Below are 18,574 nucleotides of genomic sequence, written 5' to 3'. Positions count from 1 at the left end.
ACGGCGGCGGACCACCCGCTGTCGTGGCCGGACGAGCCGTACCAGCACAGATCAAATTCTTGTAAAACCGCTTATCCGGTGCTAACGGGCGAGGTGGCTATGGTAGGGGCTCCACTGGACACCACCAGAGCCGACAGGGGAGGTGCGGCTGCGCCTGGGGATCGGGGAGGAGTGCTGCGGCGCTTTCTCGGATCGGCAGGCAGGCCGAAATCCGTGAACGACACCGCTGCTGACCCCAGCCACGCCGCCGCGCTCGCCACGGGCGAGGACCGGACCGCGACCTTCTCCACCGACGCGGACGGGCAGGCATGGACTCCGCCCACGTGGGAGGAGATCGTCAGCACGCACAGCGGCCGCGTCTACCGCCTGGCCTATCGCCTGACCGGTAACCAGCACGACGCCGAGGACCTCACGCAGGAGGTCTTCGTCCGCGTCTTCCGCTCCCTGTCGACCTACTCCCCGGGCACCTTCGAGGGCTGGCTGCACCGCATCACCACCAACCTGTTCCTCGACATGGTCCGCCGCAAGCAGCGCATCCGCTTCGACGCCCTCGGCGAGGACGCGGCCGAGCGCCTGCCCAGCCGCGAGCCCACCCCCTCGCAGGCCTTCAACGACGCGCACTTCGACGCCGACGTCCAGCAGGCCCTGGACACCCTCGCGCCCGAGTTCCGCGCCGCCGTCGTGCTCTGCGACATCGAGGGCCTGTCGTACGAGGAGATCGCCGCGACCCTCGGCGTCAAGCTCGGCACGGTCCGCTCCCGTATCCACCGCGGCCGCTCCCAGCTGCGCAAGGCTCTCGCGCACCGCTCCCCGGAGGCCCGCAAGGCCGAGCGCCGCTCCTTCGTGCCCCGTGTTCCCGCACTGGGAGGAGGGGGCGCGACCGCGTGAGTGGATCACGACCGAAACCGGCCGAGCGGCAGCTCGCCGAGCAGCATCTGGGAGACCGACTCTCCGCCCTGGTGGACGGAGAGCTCGGTCATGAGACGCGTGAGCGCGTCCTGGCCCACCTGGCGACCTGCGCCCGGTGCAAGGCCGAGGCGGACGCCCAGCGCGCCCTGAAGAACGTCTTCGCGGCGGCCGCCCCGCCCCCGCCCTCGGAGAGTTTCCTCGCCCGCCTCCAGGGGCTGCCCGCGGGCGGCGACCCGGACGGCGGCGGTTCGCCGTTCGGCGGGGGAGACCCCTCGGGACGCGGATCCGGCGGCGGGGTCTTCGGCCTGAGCCGGGACGACCGCTTCGAGTTCGGCTACGTCCCCGCCCGCCCGCACGACCCGGCCGCGGCCGCCGGCCGGGGCTTCCGCATCCACCCCGTCGGCCGCCCGGACGGCGACCGCTCCGCCTCGCGCGGCATGCGGTTCGCGTTCGTCGCCGCCGGCGCGGTCTCCCTCGCCGCGGTCGCCCTCGGCGGCGTCACCGCGGGCCTTCCCGGCTCCCCGGCCGCCGACGCCCGCAGCGGCACCGGCGGCGGCAGCGTCGCCCCGGCCGGCACGGCCGGGGCGGGCACGACCGGGGCCGCCGACTCGCGCCGCCGCCTGCTCACCCCGCTGCTGTCGTCCGGCACCCTGCTCGGTTCCACCGCCGCCGTCCCCACCTCGGTGTCGGCGCCGCTGCTGCCCGGCGTGCCCTCCCCGGCCGCCGCGCAGCAGAAGCTGCGGGAACTGACCGCACCGGTGATGGCCGGCGCGGCCGCGGTCTCCCCGCTGATACGACCGCTGAGCACCAATCCGCCGTTCTCCCTCACCTCGTGGACCGCCGTTCCCGAGGCGACCGGCACCAGCCTGCTCGCCGCACCCGTCCCCGACACCACCTCAGCGCCCTCCCCGTCCCCGTCCCGCTCCTCCCGCGCAGTCCACTGACCGGCCGCTGCCCATCTGCTGAACGACCCCCGCGATCACTCGCGAACCTGGTCGAATCCTGTGAGCCGGCCATGTCCGCGGCGCCGCTGCGGACGGTTTCGCCGGGCAACACCACGTCGTCGCCCCCGCGGCCTCGGCGGGCGGCCGGATCACCGTGACGTCCGGCCCGGCCCCTCGGACAGGAACTGACAGAAACGTCACAGGCAGCCCCCACGCGTGCCGCGACTAGGCAAACAACCCGGAAAACCGGTCGTACACACGCAGTCGGACACCTCGGGCAGTACCGGTCGGACAGGTCCGCCGGGTACCGTGGACCCGGCCCGGACCACGGAACAGCCGCAACAGCGACCGGAGGGCCGAGACCGAGGACATCGCAAGGAGCTTCAGGTGTTCAATGACATAGGACCACTCGAGCTGGTGACGATCATTGTGCTCGCCGTGCTCGTCTTCGGTCCGGACAAGCTCCCGAAGGTCATCCAGGACGTCATGCGGACCATCCGCAAGATCCGGGAGTTCTCGGAGAGCGCCAAGGAAGACATCCGGCAGGAACTCGGCCCGGAGTTCAAGGACTTCGAACTCGAGGACCTCAACCCCAAGACCTTCATCCGCAAGCACCTGGACAGCGACGAGCTGGGGCTGAAGGAGATCCGCAACGGCTTCGACCTGAAGAAGGAGATGGCCGAGGTCACGGACGCGGTGCACAGCCGCGACACCGACCCCTCGCCGTCGTCCTCCGGGAGCGGTGCGTCGGGGAGCGGCCGGCTCGACATGACCAAGAAGCCCGAGGACCCGGGCACGGACGGCCGCCCGCCCTACGACGCGGACGCCACCTGAGTCCCGCACCCCGACCCGCGCATGAGCGGCGCACGTGACGCGTTTCATACCGCGTGTGCGCCGCTCATACGTCTCTTACGGCCCGAACCAGCCGCCCGCGCGACCCACGCACCGGGCGGTTTCGCGGCTGGTCCCAGCGGTGTCGATATGCTGCCGAGTTGTTGTGCGGACCGGACGAGTGCGCCCGAAGGGGGGCGGGCCGCCCCGGACCGACGAGAGCTAGGAGGCGTCCGGGCAGATGGAGACGACAAGTCGGGTGGACGGACAGGCGCCGGTCGCGGAGGGCGCACAGCAGGCCCCCTCCGCCCGCCGCACGGTCGACGGCTACCTGGAGGCGCCCTTTCCCTGGTACGGCCTCGACGAGGCGTTCACGGGGCCGCGCTGGCTGATGCAGGTGGGTACGGCGGCCGACGGTGCGGTGGAGCACGGGTCGATCGGGCACGGCGACGAGCCGTCGGTGCGCAACGAGCACCTCGCCGCGTCCGTCGGTGAGCCGCGGGAGAAGTTCGCGGTCGTCGTGACCGTCGCGGCGAGTCCGTCCCGGCGCAGCGCCGACGGGACGGGGTTGCTGGAGGCCACGTCGGTGTCGTCCGCCGCGTGGCTGGCCGGGGTCGGGCTGCTGTCCTTCACCTGGCCGGGGCAGATGGACCACAGCCTGCGGGACGACTGGCTGGAGCAGCAGACCGAGACGGCGTGGGAGCTGGCGGACGAGCTGTCCGGGCCGGAGTGGTCGACGCTGTCGCTGCCGGTGGACGGCGTGGCGACGCCGTTCCACTACCGGGAGTCGGAGTTCGGGTGGGTGCTCGCCGGGTCCACGGAGGCGGGGGTGCACCTCGGGGCGTACGGACGGGGGATGTCGGCGTACGGGCTGGGGTTCGCCGTGATCAAGGACGTTGCCGCGTACGCGTGAAAGTAAGGGGCGCCGGTGGTTTTTGGCGCCCCTTCGCCGTAGAGGGTGCGGTGCGTGGGCGACTGCGGCTGCGTTGTAGCTGGTCGCGCAGTTCCTCCCCCAGCCTTCGGCCGGGGGCACCCCCAACGCCCCTGACGGGGCGCTGCAAGTACCCCTTTTAGAACTTGTTGCGCGGCGTGATGCCCAGGGACATGCCGGAGAGGCCGCGCTGCCTGCCGCCGAGCTTGCCGGCGATGCCGCGGAGGGCTGCGCCGGCCGGGGAGTCCGGGTCGGTCAGGACGACCGGCTTGCCCTCGTCGCCGCCTTCCCGGAGGCGGACGTCGATGGGGATGGAGCCGAGGACGGGGACCGTCGCACCCGTCGTACGGGTCAGGCCGTCCGCGACGGTCTGACCGCCGCCCGTGCCGAACACGTCGACCATCTCGCCGCAGTGCGGGCAGGGCAGGCCGGACATGTTCTCGACGACGCCGACGATCTTCTGGTGGGTCTGGACCGCGATGGAGCCCGCCCGCTCGGCGACCTCCGCGGCGGCCTGCTGAGGCGTCGTCACGACCAGGATCTCGGCGTTCGGGACCAGCTGGGCGACCGAGATGGCGATGTCGCCGGTGCCGGGCGGGAGGTCGAGGAGGAGGACGTCCAGGTCGCCCCAGTAGACGTCCGCGAGGAACTGCTGCAGGGCGCGGTGCAGCATCGGGCCGCGCCAGACGACCGGGGCGTTGCCCGGGGTGAACATGCCGATGGAGATGACCTTCACGCCGTTGGCCGACGGCGGCATGATCATGTTCTCGACCTGGGTCGGGCGGCCGTCCGCGCCCAGCATGCGCGGCACGGAGTGGCCGTAGATGTCCGCGTCGACCACGCCCACCTTGAGGCCGTCGGCGGCCATCGCGGCGGCCAGGTTGACCGTGACCGACGACTTGCCGACGCCGCCCTTGCCGGAGGCGACCGCGTAGACGCGGGTGAGGCTGCCGGGCTTGGCGAAGGGCACCTCCCGCTCCGCCTGGCCGCCGCGCAGGGCGGAAGCCAGCTCCTTGCGCTGCTCGTCGCTCATCACGTCCAGGGTGACGTCGACGCGGGTGACGCCCTCGACGCGGGAGACCGCCTCGGTGACGCGCTGGGTGATGGTGTCCCGCATGGGGCAGCCCGAGACGGTCAGGTACACGGTGACCGCGACCGCGCCGTCCTCCCCGATGGCCACCGATTTGACCATCCCCAGTTCGGTGATGGGTCGGTTGATCTCGGGATCGTTCACCGTCGCCAGTGCCTCGCGCACCGCGTCTTCGCTAGCCATACCCCCGATGGTACGGCGCGGCGCAGGGCCCCTATAACGCCCCTCAGCGGTCGTCTACGTCACGCCTTGGCGACCGTTCTGCCGGGAATACGGCATGTTCGTGATGCCCGTCCCGCCGCTCGTCCATGTCCTTCAGCAGGTCCTGGAGCTCGGAGCGGATCCAGTCCCGGGTCGCCACCTCGCCCAGGCCCATGCGCAGCGCGGCGATCTCCCGGGTGAGGTACTCGGTGTCGGCGATGGACCGCTCGTTCTGCTTGCGGTCCTGTTCGAGGTTGACCCGGTCGCGGTCGTCCTGCCTGTTCTGCGCGAGCAGGATCAGCGGGGCCGCGTAGGAGGCCTGCAGGGACAGCGCCAGGGTCAGGAAGATGAACGGGTACTCGTCGAACCGGAGCCTGCCGGGTGCCGCGACGTTCCACAGCACCCAGAGGATGATCACGAACGTCATCCAGACGATGAACCGCCCGGTGCCCAGGAAGCGGGCGATGCGCTCGGAGAGCCGCCCGAAGGCCTCCGGGTCCCACTCCGGCAGCAGCCTGCGCCGCGGCGCGCGCGGCTGGTCCAGGCGGTGGCCGCGCGACCGGCCGGCCGCGGTGGCGCCGGACGGCGTCCGCTCACGGGTGCTCTCGCGCTCAGGCGCCATGGATCCCCGCCCCCTTCCCCGCCGTCCGCTCCTTCTCCTTCGGGTCCCCCTCGTCCAGGTGGAACTCGGTCTCCCGCCAGTCCTCCGGCAGCATGTGGTCCAGGACGTCGTCCACGGTCACCGCGCCGAGCAGCGACCCCGCCTCGTCCACCACCGGCGCAGCGACCATGTCGTACGTGGCGAAGAACCCGGCGATGACCGGGAGCGTGGCGTCGGGGTCGAGGGGCTGCAGGTCGTCGTCGGCGACCAGTGAACTGACCAGGGTGTACGGGGGATCGCGCAGCAGCCGCTGGAAGTGCACGGTGCCCAGGTACTTGCCGGTCGGGGTCTCGTCGGGCGGCCGGCAGACGTAGACCTGAGCGGCCAGGGCAGGGGAGAGGTCGGGGTTGCGGACCCGCGCGAGGGCGTCGGCCACGGTCGCGTCGGGCCGCAGGACGATCGGCTCGGTGGTCATCAGACCGCCCGCCGTGTGCTCCTCGTACGACATCAGGCGCCGCATCTCGGCCGCGTCCGCCGGCTCCATCAGGCTCAGCAGCCGTTCCTTGTCCTGTTCGGGGAGTTCGGCGAGCAGGTCGGCCGCGTCGTCCGGGTCCATGGCCTCCAGGATGTCCGCGGCCCGCTCCTCCTTCAGCTTGCCGAGGATCTCGATCTGGTCGTCCTCGGGGAGCTCTTCGAGGACGTCGGCCAGGCGGTCGTCGTCGAGGGCCGCGGCCACCTCGGCGCGGCGCTTGGCGGAGAGGTGGTGCAGCACGTTGGCGAGGTCGGCGGGGCGCAGCTGCTCGAAGGTGGCGAGCAGGCTCTCGGCGCCCTGGCCGTGCTCCTCCAGGGAGAACCCGGTGACCTGCGACCACTCGACGGTGAGCGTCTCGCCTCTGGCCCGCCGGAAGGCCCCCTTCTTCCCCTTGCGGACGAAGACCCGGTCGATCTCCCAGTCCCGGCGGGCCGGCAGCTGCTGCACGGCCAGGTCCAGGACGGTGACCTCCTCGCCGGTCTCGACCAGCTGGACGCGGCGGTCGAGGAGCTCGCCGAAGACGAGGCGTTCGGTCGGACGCTGCTCGAAGCGGCGGACGTTGACCACGCCGGTGGTGATGACCTGGCCGGACTCCACGCCGGTCACCCGGGTCATGGGCAGGAAGACGCGGCGCCGGGTGGACAGTTCGACGACCAGGCCGAGCAGCCGGGGCGGGCGGCGGCCGACGCGCAGCATGACGACGAGGTCCCGGACGCGGCCCACCTGGTCGCCGGCGGGATCGAAGGCGGGGACACCGGCGAGGTGCGAGACGAAGATGCGGGGAGCGCCGGCTGCCATGGGGATGCTTCCTTTACCTACCGGAGTGCTGCTTGCGTGGTTTTCGGTCCCTTCTGCCCGCTCGGTGGGCTTCAGGCTAGCCCGTACCGATCGGATACGCCCTGGTGGGCGGTCCGGACGGACCGGCTCCGCCGGGCGGGTGGGGCACCGGTACGCTGCGGTACGCCCTGCCGGACCCCTCAGAAAGGTGGCCCTGCCTGTGACCGTCATCGCTCCGGGCCGTACCCGCCACGCCGCACTGGTCACCGCGGTGTGCGCACTGGCCGTCCTCACCGGATGCGGCGGGGATCCGGACGCCGGCACGAACGGGGTGGGCAAGCTGGCGCCGGACGTCATCCAGTCGAAGACGCGGGCGGCGGCCTCGTCGGTGGCGACGGTGCGGATGGCGGGGACGGTGGTCACGAGCGGGCGCACGTACGAGCTGGACATGCGCCTGAACGAGGAGGGCGGGACCGGCTCGGTCACCTCGAAGGGCTCGACGTTCCAGCTCCTCCGGGTGGGCGACACGCTGTATCTGCAGGCCGACTCGGGGTTCTGGAACCACGCCGACGGCAGCGACACGACCGCGGCGAGCAAGCTCGACGGCAAGTACGTGAAGGTGCCGCGGACGGATCCCGCGTACAAGAAGTTCAGCGGCTTCACGGACAAGGACCTCCTCCTCTCGGGCCTGCTGACCCTGCACGGCTCGCTCGCGACGGCCGGTCACCACGAGCAGTCGGGTACCCGCACGATCCGCATCACCGGCGACGGCGGCTCCGGCGGCAGCCTCGACGTCTCCCTCGAGGGCAAGCCGTACCCCCTGCGCCTGGAGCGCGGCGGCGGCGCCGGCACCCTCACCTTCTCCGACTGGGGTAAGGACTTCAGCGTGGTCGAACCGGAGAAGGGTGAGACGGTCGACTACGGGAAGCAGTTGCCGGCGTCGTAGCGGGCCATGAGCCCGGCCTCCGTCCCGCCGCGACGGTGATCCGCGGCGACGGTGATCGACCGGGGCGGGGCTGTCCGGCGGCGCCGAACGCGGCCTGGGCTTCGGCTACTTGGACTTGCGGCGTCTCGACAGCAGCCGGGGCAGTGCGGCCGGGACCGGCTGCCGGGTCGTTGCCGGGGACGGGATCGGGGGCGCGGCCAGGTTCTCCGCCGGCAGGGGCGAGGTCGTCCCCGTCGGGGTCAGGCGCAGCACCCTGCACTCCCTCGCCCAGCGCTGGGTCATCGCTTCGCCGTCGGGGGCGTTGAGGCGTTTGCCCTTCAGTTCCGCCACCGCCGCGTCCCACTCGGGGGTGCCGGCGGGCAGCTCCGTGACCGTCGCCGTCCAGGTGACCAGCCGGCCGCCCTTGTCCTTGCTGCGGACGGTCACCTCCGCCGGCCCCCCGTCGGTCAGCCCGCCCAGCGGCTGCTCGGCGCCGTCACCGACCAGGCACATGCCGCCGTCGGCCCACGCGTGCCACACCGCACGCGCCGGGGCCGCCCCGGCGCCCCGCACCCAGACGAGGCCGGACTTCTTCGTGGCCTCCTCGACGAGGGCCTGGTCGAGCAGCTCGCTTGTCATGGCGACCAGCCTAGAGCCAGCCGTTGCGCTTCAGCGTGCGGTGGATGCCGAGACAGATCACCCCGGTGATGGCCATGATCACCGGGTAGCCGTAGCGCCAGTGCAGCTCGGGCATGTACTTGAAGTTCATGCCGTACACACCGCACACCATCGTCGGTACGGCGATGATCGCGGCCCAGGACGTGATCTTGCGCATGTCCTCGTTCTGCGCGACGGACGCCTGCGCGAGGTTGGCCTGGAGGATCGAGTTGAGGAGCTCGTCGAAGCCGACGACCTGCTCCTGGACGCGGGCGAGGTGGTCGGCGACGTCCCGGAAGTACTTCTGGATGTCGGGGTCGACGAGCCGCATCGGCCGCTCGCTCAGCAGCTGCATGGGGCGCAGCAGGGGCGAGACGGCGCGCTTGAACTCCAGTACCTCGCGCTTGAGTTGGTAGATCCGCGCCGAGTCGACACCGCGGGAGACGCCGCCCCTGCGGCCCGGCGTGAAGACCTCCGTCTCCACCTCGTCGATGTCGTCCTGCACCGCGTCGGCGACCGCGACGTAACCGTCCACGACGTGGTCGGCGATGGCGTGCAGCACGGCCGAGGGACCCTTGACGAGCAGCTCGGGGTCGTCCTGGAGCCGGTGCCGCAGCGCCCGCAGCGAGCCCTGCCCGCCGTGCCGGACGGTGATGAAGAAGTCCCGGCCGGTGAAGCACATGACCTCGCCGGTCTCCACGACCTCGCTGTTGGCGGTGAGCTGGTCGTGCTCGACGTAGTGGATGGTCTTGAAGACGGTGAAGAGGGAGTCGTCGTACCGCTCCAGCTTCGGGCGCTGGTGGGCCTGGACGGCGTCCTCCACGGCCAGCGGGTGGAGTCCGAACTCGCTCGCGATACCCGCGAATTCGGCCTCGGTCGGCTCGTGCAGGCCGATCCAGACGAACCCGCCGTCGCGGCGCACCAGCCGCATCGCCTCGTGCGGGGTCAGCGGCTTGCCGGTCTCCACGCGGGCGCCGTCGCGGTAGACGGCGCAGTCGACGACGGCCGAGGGCGTGCCGGGGTCGCGGGTGGTGTCGTACGCGCCGTTGTCCGGCCGCAGGCTCTTGCGCTGCGAGGGGCGGGACGGACGGACCACGGCTCGGAGGTCGCGGATCATCGACATGGGCAGGCTCCTTCGCGACAGGCAGCGGAAGACCGCCGGCGAACGGGTGGAACTACCCGGAATGGGGACGTCCTGGCTTCGGATGTTTGGCACGTCCACAAAGCGGGGAGCACCGCACCGTTGCGGTGGCGACTTCGCTACTGATTCAGATCAGACGAACGGATCCGGACAGATCCGGAACGGACCGGTCAAAGGGATCAGGCAAGCGAAACGAAGTGCTCTTCCGAACGACAACGCGCACGAAAAGGCGGCAGCCAGCCAGAGAAAGAGATTCAGAGGCAGGAAGAGCGAGTGGTACTGCACGGGTGACTTCGATCCATGACAGCCCCACCTCCTCCAGCCGGTCCCTCGTAAGGGAGTCCTGTCGGCGTCGGGGTCTGACCGCGACGCGCTGCGTGCTGCCCCGAACCACCGCGGTCAGAGTAGCAGCAGCCCTCGGTGTCAAGGCGCCGCTTTGCCCGGTGCTGACGAGTTCTATGCTCGCGACATGGTTGAAGTTCTTCCTCTGGTCGAGGCCCGGTTGACCACCGCACTGGGCGAACCGGACGCGCGTGCGGCGGTCACCTTCCTCGGTACGGACCGCATCGAGGTGCTCCGCTTCCACGAGGACCTGCAGGGCGAGAGCGTCGTCCGCTACGCCACGCTCGGGATGTCCGTGCACCCCATGACCGACCCCACCGCGATGGTCGCGGACCCCGTCAAGGGGCCGCGCGCCGAGCTGGTCCTGTCGGTCCGCGCCGGGCTCGCCGAGACCGACAAGGTGCTCCGCGCGCTCGCCGTGCTCGCCGCGTCCCCGCAGGTGGAGGGACTCGTCGTGGCCCCGGGCGCGTCGCTGGACGTCGGCGACCCGCTGTGGCCGGGCGCGCCCTTCACCTCCGTCCTGGTCGGCGAGCCCGGCGGTCTCGTCGAGGATCTGGAGCTGGACGAGCCCCTCGACCCCGTACGGTTCCTGCCGCTGCTGCCGATGACGCCGAACGAGGCCGCCTGGAAACGCGTGCACGGCGCCGGCGCCCTCCAGGAGCGCTGGCTCGCGAACGGGGCCGACCTCCGGGACCCGCACCGCAAATCCGTCCCGCTGGACTGACACGGGGGTGAGCAAACTCACCAAGGGGCATTCGCCGGCGACCAGTTGGCGAAGCCCGTGACGCCGTCGCCGGCGGTCTGCCGCAGGGAGGGAGCCGTCCGTCCACGCGGCCGCGTGCGCTGGACGGGTGATCGTCCTTGACGTGGGGGGTCCTGGGTAGGACCGTGGGGCTCTATGAGGGGCGAACCCAGTTGCCCGAAGTGTGGTGGCCGGGTCAGGGCTCCCGGACTCTTCGCCGACACCTGGCAGTGCGATGTCCACGGGACCGTGCATCCGGTACAGCCCGTGATTCCGCCCAGCGTCGAGGCCCTCGGCGTGGTGGTGCACCGCACCCAGGTTCCGGTGTGGATGCCCTGGCCGCTGCCGGTCGGCTGGCTGTTCACGGGTGTGGCGTGCGCCGGTGACGACCGCAGCGGGGGCCGCGCGACCGCCGTCGCCTGCTCCGGACCCGCGCCGCTCGGCGGCATAGGGGAGATGATCCTGGTCGCCGAGGAGCTGGGGGTCGGCCTCGGGGCGCGGTACGCGGGGATCGACGGACCGGACCCGGGGTCGTACATGAACGTGGAGAAGCCGCCGCAGGCGAAGGTGCTGGCGGCGGGCCGGCCGACGCCGCTGTGGCACGTCTCCGGCGCGCCGGACGACCGGGCCGTCTTCGCGGGCGAGGCCCGGGGGCTGTGGCTGTGGGCCGTGGTGTGGCCCGAGCAGACGGGTCTGCTGATGTACGACGAGCTGGTGCTGACCGATCTGCGGGACGCGGGGGCCGAGGTGGACCTCGTGCCGTGCGGGGCGTTGTCGCCGCGGCTGCTGGAGCCGTAGGGGTTGTGCCGTACGTGGTGGGCGGTGGGCGGCTGCGGCGCCGTGGGGGCAGGTCGCGCAGTTCCTCCCCCAGCCTTCGCCCGGGGGCACCCCCAGCACCCCTTCGGGGCGCGTTCTCCTGTGCGGTGGCTGTATGGGGCGCCCCCGGCTTTCGGGTGTGACAGGGGCACCCTCGGCCGGCCGTTATCCTTGACGCGTTCCCTTCGTCCCGTCCCGCTGGAGTCTGTGTCGTGCGCATCGATCTGCACTGCCACTCCACCGCGTCCGACGGCACGGACACCCCGGCGGAGCTGGTGCGCAACGCCGCCGCCGCCGGTCTCGACGTCGTCGCGCTGACCGACCACGACACCACCCGCGGGTACGCCGAGGCCGTCGCCGCGCTGCCCGCGGGGCTCACGCTGGTCACCGGGGCCGAGCTGTCCTGCCGCCTCGACGGCATCTCCATGCACATGCTCGCCTACCTCTTCGACCCCGAGGAGCCCGCGCTGCTCGCCGAGCGCGAGCTGGTCCGGGACGACCGGGTGCCGCGCGCCCGGGGCATGGTCGCCAAGCTGAACGCGCTGGGCGTGCCGGTCACCTGGGAGCAGGTGCGGCGGATCGCCGGGGACGGTTCGGTCGGTCGGCCGCACGTCGCCTCCGCGCTCGTCGAGCTCGGTGTCGTACCGACCGTGAGCGACGCCTTCACCGAGGAGTGGCTGGCCGACGGCGGCCGGGCCTTCGTGGAGAAGCACGAGACCGACCCCTTCGAGGCGATCCGGCTGGTCAAGGGCGCCGGCGGCGTGTGCGTGTTCGCGCACCCGGCCGCCGCGAAGCGCGGCCGCACGGTCCCCGAGTCGGCGATCGCCGAGATGGCCGCGGCCGGTCTCGACGGCATCGAGGTCGACCACATGGACCACGACGAGGACACCCGTGCCCGGCTGCGCGGGCTCGCCGGCGAGCTGGGGCTGCTGGTGACGGGCTCGTCCGACTACCACGGCAGCCGCAAGACGGTGACGCTGGGCGAGTACACCACCGACCCCGAGGTGTACGGCGAGATCACCCGCCGGGCCACGGGCGCGTTCCCGGTGCCGGGGACCGGCGGAGCCTGAAGCCCGGCCCCGCACGTCCAAGTCCCTCACTCCCGCAAGGCCTGTAGCACCGCCATGTTCGATCTCGCCGTCTTCGGCTCCCTCTTCCTGACCCTCTTCGTCATCATGGATCCCCCGGGGATCACCCCGATCTTCCTCGCCCTCACCGCCGGCCGGCCCGGCAAGGTGCAGAAGCGGATGGCCTTCCAGGCCGTGTGCGTGGCGGGCGGTGTCATCACGGTCTTCGGGCTGCTGGGGCACCAGATCCTGGACTACCTGCACGTCTCCGTGCCCGCGCTGATGATCGCGGGCGGGTTGCTGCTCCTGCTCATCGCCCTGGACCTGCTCACCGGCAAGAACGACGAGCCGAAGCAGACCAAGGACGTCAACGTGGCGCTGGTGCCGCTGGGCATGCCGCTGCTGGCCGGTCCCGGTGCGATCGTGTCGGTCATCCTCGCCGTGCAGAAGGCCGGCAGTGTGGCCATGCAGGTGTCCGTGTGGTGCGCGATCCTCGCGATCCACGTGGTGCTCTGGCTGGTGATGCGCTACTCGCTGCTGATCATCCGGGTCATCAAGGACGGCGGTGTGGTCCTGGTGACGCGGCTCGCGGGCATGATGCTCTCCGCCATCGCCGTGCAGCAGATCATCAACGGCGTCACCCAGGTGATCAAGGGCGCGTAGCCACACGAAGCAGGAGGCGAACGCAGAGCCCCCGCACGGCCTGGTGCCGTGCGGGGGCTCTGAAGACTGTGCGGTGCTCCGCGTGTCGTCGGTGTGGCTGCTGTCGTCTTCTTCTGTCGTTGTCGCGTCGTGCTGTTACGAGAGCCTGTTACGAAGCCTGGGTCTCGGCCGGTCGGATCCACAGGCGCTGCCCCACGGCGGCGGCCTGCTGAACGATCCTGCTGACGGAGGCGGCGTCCACGACAGTGCTGTCCACGGTGGTGCCGTCGACCTCGTCGAGTCGCATGATTTCGAAGCGCATGGCCTCTCCCTTCGTCGTCCTGTTCCGTATCAGTCAACGACTTGCGTGTTACAAACATTCCCTACGCTAAAGAAATTTTTCGAACGTCTAATTACCGACCGGTAAGAGTGTGCACGAGACTGACCGGGACCGGTTGTGTTCGCAGCGTGACCGCCGGGACAATGGAGGTGATGAACGACGACCTCGACGCCCTCCGGGCCCGTATCGACCGCACGAACGAGCTGCTCACCCGCATGCTCGCCGAAGTGGCCAAGACGCCCTCGACGCACGCCATCTTCGTGGACGCGGGCTACCTCTACGCGGCCACGGGCCGGCTCGTCGCCGGGACGGAGGACCGCCGCGCCTTCGACCTCGACGCCGAAGGGCTGATCGAGGCGCTCATCGACAAGGCGCGCCAGATCTTCGCCGACAGCCGGCTGCTGCGCGTCTACTGGTACGACGGTGCCCGCCGCCGCATCCACACCGCCGAGCAGCAGGCCATCGCCGAACTCCCCGACGTCAAGGTCCGCCTCGGCAACCTCAACGCCAACAACCAGCAGAAGGGCGTCGACTCCCTGATCCGCACGGACCTGGAGTCACTGGCCCGGCACCGCGCCATCAGCGACGCGGCCCTGCTCGGCGGCGACGAGGACCTGGTCTCGGCGGTCGAGGCCGCCCAGGGCTACGGCGCCCGGGTCCACCTGTGGGGCATCGAGGCCCCCGAGGGCCGCAACCAGGCCGAGCCGCTGCTCTGGGAGGTCGACAGCCAGCGCACCCTCGACCTCGAGTTCTTCAAGCCGTACGTCTCCCGACGCACCGCCGCCTACGAGGCCGGAGCCACCCGACCCACCCGCGAGGACGTCCGTTTCGTCGGCGCGCAGATCGCGGCGAAGTGGCTCTCCTCGCGCGGCCGCGAGGCGCTCGTCGAACTGCTGCCCGGCCACCCCTACCTGCCGGGCCCCGTCGACCAGGACCTGCTCGTCGAGGCCGAGGGAATGCTCCAGTACTCCCTGCGCGGCCAGGCCGACCTGCGCCGTGCCCTGCGGGACGGCTTCTGGGAGCACCTCCAGACGCAGTACTAGCCGCCGCAGCAGCCGCGGTACGTGTTCGCGGCGCTAGCCCTGGTTCCGGTCCGCGGGGCCTGTCTCGTCCCAGAAGTCCGCGAGCGCCTCGGCGGTGGCGGCGGGGCGGTCGGTGTTGGGGGAGTGCTCAGCCCCCGCGATCACCGTACGGCGCGCCCGCAGCCGCAGTGCCATGTCGTCCAGCAGCGGTACCGGCCAGGTGTCGTCCCGCGCGCCCGACAGGACATGGAAGGGCAGCGGCAGGGCGGCCAGTTCCGCGACGCGGTCCGGCTCCGTGCACAACTGGCGCCCGGTTGCGAGGAGTTGGGCCGGCTTGTTGCCCAGCCAGCGGCGCCGCAGATCCTCGCCGTCCTCCAGGCCCTCCTCCGGCCCGTCCGGTTCCTCCAGCTCCTCCGGTGGCTCCAGGGCCTGCATGGCCTCCCACACCTCGGCCATCGACATCACGGCGAGCGCGTCCCGCAGCAGCTTCACGCGCTGCTGCTGGGAGGAGGAGATCTGCGCCGGGCCCGAGGACATCAGGGTCAGCGAGCGGAACGGCGTGCGGTCGAGGAGCACGGCAGCGCGGGCGATCTGGCCGCCCAGGGAGTGCCCCAGCAGATGCACCGGGCGGCCCGCGCCGACCGCCGCCGCCTGCGCGAGCACGTCCCGCGCCAGTTCGTCCTGGGCGTACGCCGATTCGTCGTGCGCGGGCCCGTCCGACTCGAACTGCCCGCGCCCGTCCACGGCGACCGTCCGGTACCCGCGCCGGCCCAGCGCCTCGTGCAGCCGGTTGAAGTCCTCCTTGCTCCCGGTGAACCCGGGCAGCAGCAGCGCGACCCCCCTGGGCTCGACCCCGGCGGCCACGGGCGCGTCGACGACGGCGAACTCACCCCGGTCGGTGGCGAGCGCATACGCACGGGCATCGGCGGGCGGGACGAAGGTACGAGGCCTGCTCATGGAGGAGAGGGTATCCGGAGCGGGGCGACCGACCGGGGGCCGGCGGGTGAACCCCGGCACCGGGGACCATAGGGCGCCGCACAGACGCCGACGGCCCGGACCACACGGGGTGGTCCGGGCCGTCGTCAGGCGTGTGCTCAGGCCTCCGGGGCCGCGGCGGCCGCCTTGCGGGTCCGGCGGGCCTTCGGCTTCGCCTCCGCGTCGGCCGCCTCGACGGATCCGGCGGACTCGGCCGCCTTGCGGGTGGTGCGTCGCCTCGGCTTCGCCTCCGGCTCCTCGGTGGCCTGCGCCGGGATCTCCGCGGAGGCGGCGGCTGCCGTCTTGCGGGTGCGGCGCGGCTTGGCCTCGGCGGCTTCGGCGGTGTCGACGGCGGCCTCGGCCGTCTTGCGGGTGCGGCGCGGCCTGGGCGCCGCCTCCGCCTCGACGGTCTCCGGGACGGCGGCCGCCGTCTTGCGGGTGCGACGGGGCTTCACCTCGGCGACCGCCTCGGCCGTCTCCGTCTCGGCGGCCGTCGCCGTCGCCTTGCGGGTGCGGCGGGGCTTGGCCTCCGCGCCCTCGGCGGTGTCCACCGCGGCTTCGGCAGCCGCTGCCGTCTTGCGGGTGCGGCGCGGCTTGGGTGCCGCCTCCGACTCCTCGGCGGCCTCCGGGGCGGTTGCCGCCGTCTTGCGGGTGCGGCGCGGCTTGGCCTCGGCGGCTTCGGCGGTGTCGACGGCGGCCTCGGCCGCCTTCCGCGTCCGGCGCGGCTTGGGCGCGGCCTCGGCCTCCGCCTCGGCGCTCGCCGGCTGCGGCGCGGCCGCCACCGGCTCGGCCGGCTCCGCGGCCTTGCGGGTGCGGCGGCGGGCCGGGGCCACCGGGGCCTCGACGGCTTCCGCGGGAGCCTGCGCGACCTCCACCACGGGCTCGGCGGCCTTGCGGACACGGCGGCGCGGCTTGGCCTCGACGGCCTCGGCGGTGTCCACCGCGGCCTCGGCGGCCTCGACGGCCTCCGGGGTGGCGGCCGCGGTCTTCCGCGTGCGGCGCGGCTTGGCTTCCGTGCCCTCGGCGGTGTCGACGGCGGCCTCGGCCGCCTTCCGCGTGCGGCGCGGCTTCGGCTCCGCCGCGGCCTCGACCGCCTCGACGACCGCCGCGACGGCTGCCGCCTCGGGAGCCTCGGCCGTCTTGCGGGTGCGACGGCGCGCGGGGGCAGCCGGTGCCTCTTCGGCCACCGGCGCCTCGGCCACCACCGGCGTCGGCGCCTCGGTCACCACCGGCGTCGGCGTCTCGGCCACCGGCGCGGCCTCCGCGGACCTGCGGGTGCGACGGCGGCGCGGCTTCTCCGCCGCGGCCGGCTCCACGACGGACCCGGCCGTCTCGACCGTCTCGGCGACGGCCTCCGGCGTCACGGTCACCGGGGCGGCGGCCGCCACCGGTTCCTGCGGCGCCCCGTTGCGGGTACGGCGACGGCGGCGCGGGGTCCGCCCTGCCGCCGGCTCCGACGCCGCGAGGGCGTCGTCGGCGGAGGCGGGCGACGCGGCCTCGGCGGCCGGCGCCGTGGACGTCGTACCGGACGCCTGGTCCAGGGCCGAACCGCCGCGCGTGCGACGGCGGCGGCGCGGGGTGCGGGCCGGGCGCTCGCGCTCCTCGACACGACCCTCGGTACGGGCCTCGCCGCGCGCCTCGCCCCGACCGCCCCGGCCACCGCGACCGCGGCCACCACGGCCGCCGGTCTCGCCCAGGTCCTCCAGCTCCTCCGCGTCGAGCCCGGCGCGGGTGCGCTCCGAGCGCGGCAGGACACCCTTGGTGCCCGCGGGGATCTTCAGGTCCTCGAAGAAGTGCGGCGAGGTGGAGTACGTCTCCACCGGGTCGGGGAACTTCAGGTCCAGCGCCTTGTTGATGAGCTGCCAGCGCGGGATGTCGTCCCAGTCGACGAAGGTGATCGCCGTACCCGACGCGCCCGCGCGGCCGGTGCGGCCGACCCGGTGCAGGTACGTCTTCTCGTCCTCGGGGGACTGGTAGTTGATGACGTGCGTGACGCCCTCGACGTCGATGCCGCGCGCGGCGACGTCGGTGCAGACCAGGACGTCCACCTTGCCGTTGCGGAACGCGCGCAGCGCCTGCTCGCGGGCGCCCTGACCGAGGTCGCCGTGGACGGCACCGGAGGCGAAGCCGCGGCGCTGCAGCTGCTCGGCGATGTCGGCGGCGGTGCGCTTGGTGCGGCAGAAGATCATCGCGAGCCCGCGGCCGTCGGCCTGCAGTATGCGCGCGATCATCTCCGGCTTGTCCATGGAGTGCGCGCGGTAGACGAACTGCGCGATGTTCGCGACGGTCGCGCCCTCGTCGTCCGGCGCGGTGGCGCGGATATGGGTGGGCTGGCTCATGTACCGGCGCGCGAGGCCGATGACCGCGCCCGGCATGGTCGCCGAGAACAGCATGGTCTGGCGCTTCGCCGGAAGCATGTCGATGATCTTCTCGACGTCCGGCAGGAAGCCCAGGTCGAGCATCTCGTCGGCCTCGTCGAGGACGAGCGACTTGATGTGCCGGAGGTCGAGCTTCTTCTGGCCCGCGAGGTCCAGGAGCCGGCCCGGGGTGCCGACGACCACGTCGACGCCCTTCTTCAGGGCCTCGACCTGCGGCTCGTAGGCACGGCCGCCGTAGATGGCGAGAACGCGTACGTTGCGGACCTTGCCGGCCGTCAGCAGGTCGTTGGTGACCTGGGTGCAGAGCTCGCGCGTGGGGACGACGACGAGCGCCTGCGGCGCGTTGGTGAGGGCCTCGGGGGCGGCGCGGCCGGCCTCCACGTCGGCGGGAACGGTGACGCGCTCAAGGAGCGGGAGGCCGAAACCGAGGGTCTTGCCGGTGCCGGTCTTGGCCTGGCCGATGACGTCGGTGCCGGACAGGGCGACCGGGAGTGTCATCTCCTGGATGGGGAAGGGGTTGATGATGCCGACGGCCTCCAGGGCCTCGGCGGTCTCGGGAAGGATTCCGAGTTCACGAAACGTCGTAGTCAGGGTGCTGCCTCTTCTGTGTGTCGCGGCGCGAGGCGAGCGCGGGGGTCTTTGACGGACCGTGCCGGGGACGTCGGCTGCCTTACGGGCGGGCCGTGGGGCACGCCGTAGTGCACGGGACCT

The 18,574-nt window shown here is 72.3% G+C and carries 18 protein-coding genes; 10 read left to right on the top strand and 8 right to left on the bottom strand.

Annotation, left to right across the window (positions count from 1 at the left end; all coding sequences use genetic code 11):
• Nucleotides 1–171 precede the first annotated feature (171 nt).
• The 4 genes from sigE to ACZ63F_RS19160 all read left to right on the top strand — a co-directional run bounded on the left by sigE (nt 172) and on the right by ACZ63F_RS19160 (nt 3,597).
• A complete protein-coding gene (gene sigE, locus ACZ63F_RS19175; protein WP_217553839.1) occupies nt 172–888 on the top strand; it encodes an RNA polymerase sigma factor SigE in 717 nt (238 codons plus the stop codon).
• Complete coding sequence (locus ACZ63F_RS19170; RefSeq protein ID WP_469712357.1) at nt 885–1,853, top strand: zf-HC2 domain-containing protein; 969 nt, start codon at nt 885–887, stop codon at nt 1,851–1,853. Before sigE ends, ACZ63F_RS19170 begins: the two co-directional genes overlap by 4 nt.
• Nucleotides 1,854–2,240: 387 nt before the next feature.
• A complete protein-coding gene (locus tag ACZ63F_RS19165; RefSeq protein WP_469712356.1) occupies nt 2,241–2,687 on the top strand; it encodes a sec-independent translocase in 447 nt (148 codons plus the stop codon).
• Nucleotides 2,688–2,925: 238 nt separating this feature from the next.
• Nucleotides 2,926–3,597, top strand: a complete 672-nt coding sequence (locus ACZ63F_RS19160; protein WP_469712354.1) for a hypothetical protein — start codon at nt 2,926–2,928, stop codon at nt 3,595–3,597.
• 157 nt (nt 3,598–3,754) lie between these two features.
• On the opposite strand, the gene ACZ63F_RS19155 is transcribed toward ACZ63F_RS19160, so the two are convergent.
• The 3 genes from ACZ63F_RS19155 to ACZ63F_RS19145 are packed head-to-tail and all read right to left on the bottom strand — an operon-like array spanning nt 3,755 to nt 6,837.
• On the bottom strand, nt 3,755–4,888 hold the full coding sequence (locus tag ACZ63F_RS19155) for an Mrp/NBP35 family ATP-binding protein (protein WP_093499242.1): 1,134 nt from the start codon (nt 4,886–4,888) through the stop codon (nt 3,755–3,757).
• Nucleotides 4,889–4,931: 43 nt separating this feature from the next.
• Nucleotides 4,932–5,528: a DUF1003 domain-containing protein gene (locus ACZ63F_RS19150; RefSeq protein ID WP_469712353.1), complete on the bottom strand. Its 597-nt coding sequence runs from the start codon at nt 5,526–5,528 to the stop codon at nt 4,932–4,934.
• On the bottom strand, nt 5,518–6,837 hold the full coding sequence (locus tag ACZ63F_RS19145; RefSeq protein ID WP_469712351.1) for a magnesium transporter MgtE N-terminal domain-containing protein: 1,320 nt from the start codon (nt 6,835–6,837) through the stop codon (nt 5,518–5,520). Before ACZ63F_RS19145 ends, ACZ63F_RS19150 begins: the two co-directional genes overlap by 11 nt.
• A gap of 199 nt (nt 6,838–7,036) precedes the next feature.
• On the opposite strand from ACZ63F_RS19145, the gene ACZ63F_RS19140 reads away from it, so the two are divergent.
• Nucleotides 7,037–7,762: a hypothetical protein gene (locus ACZ63F_RS19140; RefSeq protein ID WP_469712350.1), complete on the top strand. Its 726-nt coding sequence runs from the start codon at nt 7,037–7,039 to the stop codon at nt 7,760–7,762.
• A gap of 105 nt (nt 7,763–7,867) precedes the next feature.
• On the opposite strand, the gene ACZ63F_RS19135 is transcribed toward ACZ63F_RS19140, so the two are convergent.
• Both ACZ63F_RS19135 and ACZ63F_RS19130 read right to left on the bottom strand, forming a co-directional pair.
• A complete protein-coding gene (locus tag ACZ63F_RS19135; protein ID WP_469712348.1) occupies nt 7,868–8,380 on the bottom strand; it encodes a hypothetical protein in 513 nt (170 codons plus the stop codon).
• A gap of 10 nt (nt 8,381–8,390) precedes the next feature.
• Entirely contained in the window at nt 8,391–9,521 is a 1,131-nt protein-coding gene (locus ACZ63F_RS19130; RefSeq protein WP_469712347.1) for a magnesium and cobalt transport protein CorA, read from the bottom strand.
• Nucleotides 9,522–10,008: 487 nt separating this feature from the next.
• On the opposite strand from ACZ63F_RS19130, the gene ACZ63F_RS19125 reads away from it, so the two are divergent.
• The 4 genes from ACZ63F_RS19125 (at nt 10,009) to ACZ63F_RS19110 (ending at nt 13,169) form a co-directional block, all read left to right on the top strand.
• On the top strand, nt 10,009–10,605 hold the full coding sequence (locus ACZ63F_RS19125; protein ID WP_469712344.1) for a suppressor of fused domain protein: 597 nt from the start codon (nt 10,009–10,011) through the stop codon (nt 10,603–10,605).
• 174 nt (nt 10,606–10,779) lie between these two features.
• Nucleotides 10,780–11,421, top strand: coding sequence for a DUF6758 family protein (locus ACZ63F_RS19120; RefSeq protein ID WP_450473657.1), 642 nt, complete (start codon nt 10,780–10,782; stop codon nt 11,419–11,421).
• 230 nt (nt 11,422–11,651) lie between these two features.
• A complete protein-coding gene (locus ACZ63F_RS19115) occupies nt 11,652–12,509 on the top strand; it encodes a PHP domain-containing protein (protein WP_469712342.1) in 858 nt (285 codons plus the stop codon).
• A 54-nt stretch (nt 12,510–12,563) separates the two neighbouring features.
• Nucleotides 12,564–13,169, top strand: coding sequence for a MarC family protein (locus ACZ63F_RS19110; protein ID WP_351957963.1), 606 nt, complete (start codon nt 12,564–12,566; stop codon nt 13,167–13,169).
• Nucleotides 13,170–13,317: 148 nt separating this feature from the next.
• Here the strand turns inward: ACZ63F_RS19110 and ACZ63F_RS19105 are convergent, their stop codons facing one another.
• Complete coding sequence (locus ACZ63F_RS19105; protein ID WP_089098921.1) at nt 13,318–13,470, bottom strand: hypothetical protein; 153 nt, start codon at nt 13,468–13,470, stop codon at nt 13,318–13,320.
• Nucleotides 13,471–13,631: 161 nt separating this feature from the next.
• On the opposite strand from ACZ63F_RS19105, the gene ACZ63F_RS19100 reads away from it, so the two are divergent.
• Nucleotides 13,632–14,531 carry an NYN domain-containing protein gene (locus ACZ63F_RS19100; RefSeq protein WP_469712521.1) on the top strand — a complete coding sequence of 300 codons (900 nt, stop codon included), beginning with the start codon at nt 13,632–13,634 and terminating at the stop codon, nt 14,529–14,531.
• Between the two features lie 33 nt (nt 14,532–14,564).
• Here the strand turns inward: ACZ63F_RS19100 and ACZ63F_RS19095 are convergent, their stop codons facing one another.
• Together ACZ63F_RS19095 and ACZ63F_RS19090 are read right to left on the bottom strand one after the other, a co-directional pair.
• A complete protein-coding gene (locus ACZ63F_RS19095) occupies nt 14,565–15,467 on the bottom strand; it encodes an alpha/beta fold hydrolase (RefSeq protein WP_469712341.1) in 903 nt (300 codons plus the stop codon).
• Between the two features lie 137 nt (nt 15,468–15,604).
• A complete protein-coding gene (locus ACZ63F_RS19090; RefSeq protein WP_469712340.1) occupies nt 15,605–18,361 on the bottom strand; it encodes a DEAD/DEAH box helicase in 2,757 nt (918 codons plus the stop codon).
• Nucleotides 18,362–18,574: the final 213 nt, after the last annotated feature.

It is taken from the genome of Streptomyces sp. NPDC104761 (genome assembly GCF_055583445.1).
Note: the sequence above shows the minus strand (reverse complement) of the source record. Positions and strands in the feature narration are given on the sequence as shown.

Bases quoted from the DNA above. Each gene is read 5' to 3' on its own strand.
- ACZ63F_RS19120 (WP_450473657.1), top strand. From the start codon at position 10,780: ATGAGGGGCGAACCCAGTTGCCCGAAGTGTGGTGGCCGGGTCAGGGCT.
- ACZ63F_RS19130 (WP_469712347.1), bottom strand. From the start codon at position 9,521: ATGTCGATGATCCGCGACCTCCGAGCCGTGGTCCGTCCGTCCCGCCCC.
- ACZ63F_RS19105 (WP_089098921.1), bottom strand. From the start codon at position 13,470: ATGCGCTTCGAAATCATGCGACTCGACGAGGTCGACGGCACCACCGTG.
- ACZ63F_RS19090 (WP_469712340.1), bottom strand. From the start codon at position 18,361: ATGACACTCCCGGTCGCCCTGTCCGGCACCGACGTCATCGGCCAGGCC.
- ACZ63F_RS19135 (WP_469712348.1), bottom strand. From the start codon at position 8,380: ATGACAAGCGAGCTGCTCGACCAGGCCCTCGTCGAGGAGGCCACGAAG.
- ACZ63F_RS19095 (WP_469712341.1), bottom strand. From the start codon at position 15,467: ATGAGCAGGCCTCGTACCTTCGTCCCGCCCGCCGATGCCCGTGCGTAT.
- ACZ63F_RS19160 (WP_469712354.1), top strand. From the start codon at position 2,926: ATGGAGACGACAAGTCGGGTGGACGGACAGGCGCCGGTCGCGGAGGGC.
- ACZ63F_RS19100 (WP_469712521.1), top strand. From the start codon at position 13,632: ATGGAGGTGATGAACGACGACCTCGACGCCCTCCGGGCCCGTATCGAC.
- ACZ63F_RS19125 (WP_469712344.1), top strand. From the start codon at position 10,009: ATGGTTGAAGTTCTTCCTCTGGTCGAGGCCCGGTTGACCACCGCACTG.
- ACZ63F_RS19150 (WP_469712353.1), bottom strand. From the start codon at position 5,528: ATGGCGCCTGAGCGCGAGAGCACCCGTGAGCGGACGCCGTCCGGCGCC.
- ACZ63F_RS19110 (WP_351957963.1), top strand. From the start codon at position 12,564: ATGTTCGATCTCGCCGTCTTCGGCTCCCTCTTCCTGACCCTCTTCGTC.
- ACZ63F_RS19155 (WP_093499242.1), bottom strand. From the start codon at position 4,888: ATGGCTAGCGAAGACGCGGTGCGCGAGGCACTGGCGACGGTGAACGAT.
- ACZ63F_RS19145 (WP_469712351.1), bottom strand. From the start codon at position 6,837: ATGGCAGCCGGCGCTCCCCGCATCTTCGTCTCGCACCTCGCCGGTGTC.